Annotated in this window: 2 protein-coding genes and 4 tRNA genes; all 6 read left to right on the top strand. The window is 43.2% G+C overall.

Translation table 11 applies throughout. The features are described 5' to 3' along the window. Window positions 1-318: 318 nt before the first annotated feature. The 6 genes from V4C51_RS17610 to V4C51_RS17585 all read left to right on the top strand — a co-directional run bounded on the left by V4C51_RS17610 (window position 319) and on the right by V4C51_RS17585 (window position 1,932). Window positions 319-394: transfer RNA gene (locus tag V4C51_RS17610), tRNA-Ala, on the top strand. Between the two features lie 19 nt (window positions 395-413). Continuing rightward, a tRNA-Glu gene (locus V4C51_RS17605) sits at window positions 414-489 on the top strand. 104 nt (window positions 490-593) lie between these two features. Beyond that, a tRNA-Glu gene (locus V4C51_RS17600) sits at window positions 594-669 on the top strand. Between the two features lie 6 nt (window positions 670-675). After that, window positions 676-751, top strand: a tRNA-Gly gene (locus V4C51_RS17595). Window positions 752-891: 140 nt separating this feature from the next. Further along, complete coding sequence (locus tag V4C51_RS17590) at window positions 892-1,074, top strand: hypothetical protein (RefSeq protein ID WP_330927475.1); 183 nt, start codon at window positions 892-894, stop codon at window positions 1,072-1,074. Between the two features lie 492 nt (window positions 1,075-1,566). Continuing rightward, complete coding sequence (locus tag V4C51_RS17585) at window positions 1,567-1,932, top strand: hypothetical protein (protein WP_330927474.1); 366 nt, start codon at window positions 1,567-1,569, stop codon at window positions 1,930-1,932. Window positions 1,933-2,082 lie beyond the last annotated feature (150 nt).

The following is a 2,082-nucleotide window of genomic DNA, read 5'->3' as shown; positions in this document are numbered from 1 at the left end:
TGAGGAGAATAGCGGGGCTATTTGATGAAGAAGCAGGAATTTTTAGACCAATTTATCGCAACCGCAGTAGGGCAGTCTATTCTCGGACAGGCTCCTGGGGCTTCACTTACTTGCCGCCGTGTTGCCGCTTGAAATCTTTTCGGTGTGGGCGGTTTTTTTATGGCTAACTTCTGCCAGTGAATACGGATTCTTTTTATAACTCTTTGGAAAGTTGTGATTTTTTTTCATAAGCAATGCTTGACACATAGGAGGGACCACCCTAGAATTCGCCCTGCGTTTCGAGACAGGCCAATCAACGGCGGATCTCAAAAACGTTTTGGGGCCATAGCTCAGCTGGGAGAGCGCAACACTGGCAGTGTTGAGGTCAGCGGTTCGATCCCGCTTGGCTCCACCAAACTCCAATACGGGTTTAAGTCCCCTTCGTCTAGTGGCCTAGGACACCGCCCTTTCACGGCGGTAACAGGGGTTCGAGTCCCCTAGGGGACGCCATTATTCAGGCGTCGCGTGTAGTTAAAACGACGGATTCGCAAAAGCAGGAAGAAGTCTTTAAAGTCTTCAACACCTGATGTAAAAGATAAAATCGAAGGAATTGCGTCCCCTTCGTCTAGTGGCCTAGGACACCGCCCTTTCACGGCGGTAACAGGGGTTCGAGTCCCCTAGGGGACGCCATATTCAGCGGGAATAGCTCAGTTGGTAGAGCACAACCTTGCCAAGGTTGGGGTCGCGAGTTCGAGTCTCGTTTCCCGCTCCAATTAGAGGCCAGTCATTTATGACTGGCTTTTTTTTATGGCTTGTTTCTAGGAGCCTGACCGAGAATAGCGCCCTTAGCGAGGATTGCGAGAAATTGAGGATAAAAATTTCTGCTTCTGGGGAGAATAGAGGAGCTATTTGATGAAGAAGCAGGAATTTTTAGATCAATTTATCGCAACCGCAGTAGGACAGTCTATTCTCGGACAGGCTCCTGGTACCGCCAAAACCACTGCCGTTGATTGCTATCCCAACAACTTGCTCTTTAACGCTTGCTTCATGGATCTGTTCTGCCTCCCGGTTTTTCATGCTGATTACGGTAATTAAAAGAGACGATTGGTATAACATGTTAAATGACGCATTCTATAAAAAATACCTGTTGAGTCCGCTATCGGCTAGTCATTACCAAAGCGTCATTTCATTGTTAATAAGGGGGTGTTCGTCTTCACTGGGTTTAATAAAAGCGTGTTGTTTTGACGCTTTTATTGATGAGAGATCATGGCCTTTATATTGAATGTCTTTTTTATTTAAAAATATTATTCATGCTTGTAATAAGTTTGGCGATGGTTTGCTAGCATAAATGTATGGGTTCCTGTTGCTAGAAATATTCAGGTGTATTGAATCAATAAAAATTTCAGGCCATGTTATGACTAATGCTTTAATGGGGCTGGCAAAGGGTGGTTCTTGCTCATGGCGTGAGTCATTAAGGAATAATTATTGAGTAATTATTATCCTGTGTATTTGCCTCGATGTGGCAAATAAAGGTGTTTAAGAACGTAATAAAAAGTATTTGTTGATGAATAGAAAGGAAGTCTGTCAATGTCATTAACTCCTCGTGAACATGCGCGACGCTCAATACAACGGCATCTGCTGAACGATTATCTGAAAGTGTATAATCGCAATACGATGCGGGAAATGGGGAATGTGGGCAATATTAGCTGCAATGGTTTAATGTTGGTGAGTAATGTGCCTGTATTAATTGGTGCTGTTTATAATATGCGTATTGTTGTACCTAGTGATAATGGAGAGAGTTCTTTTCTTGATTTTGATGCTCGCTGTCATTGGTGTAAACCGGATGTCGGACCTGAGTTTTTTGATTCGGGTTACAGTATTATCAGTGCGGGTAACGATATGATTGATTTGGTAGACTCATTGAAGAAATACTTTTCTTTTAGTGAGAAATAAGGGAATAACTGTAAAATATCTTTCATGGCTGCTCCTGAGCCTGTAATTAATTTTGTGCGAATAGTTGACCTATTTAAGCAAATTCATCGGAAAATATGGCCGCACTTTCTCGCACTTTCTCGCACTTTCTCGCACTTTCTCGCACTTTCT

This window comes from Candidatus Sororendozoicomonas aggregata (assembly GCF_031528575.1).
GTDB lineage: Bacteria > Pseudomonadota > Gammaproteobacteria > Pseudomonadales > Endozoicomonadaceae > Endonucleibacter > Endonucleibacter aggregata.
Note: the sequence above shows the minus strand (reverse complement) of the source record. Positions and strands in the feature narration are given on the sequence as shown.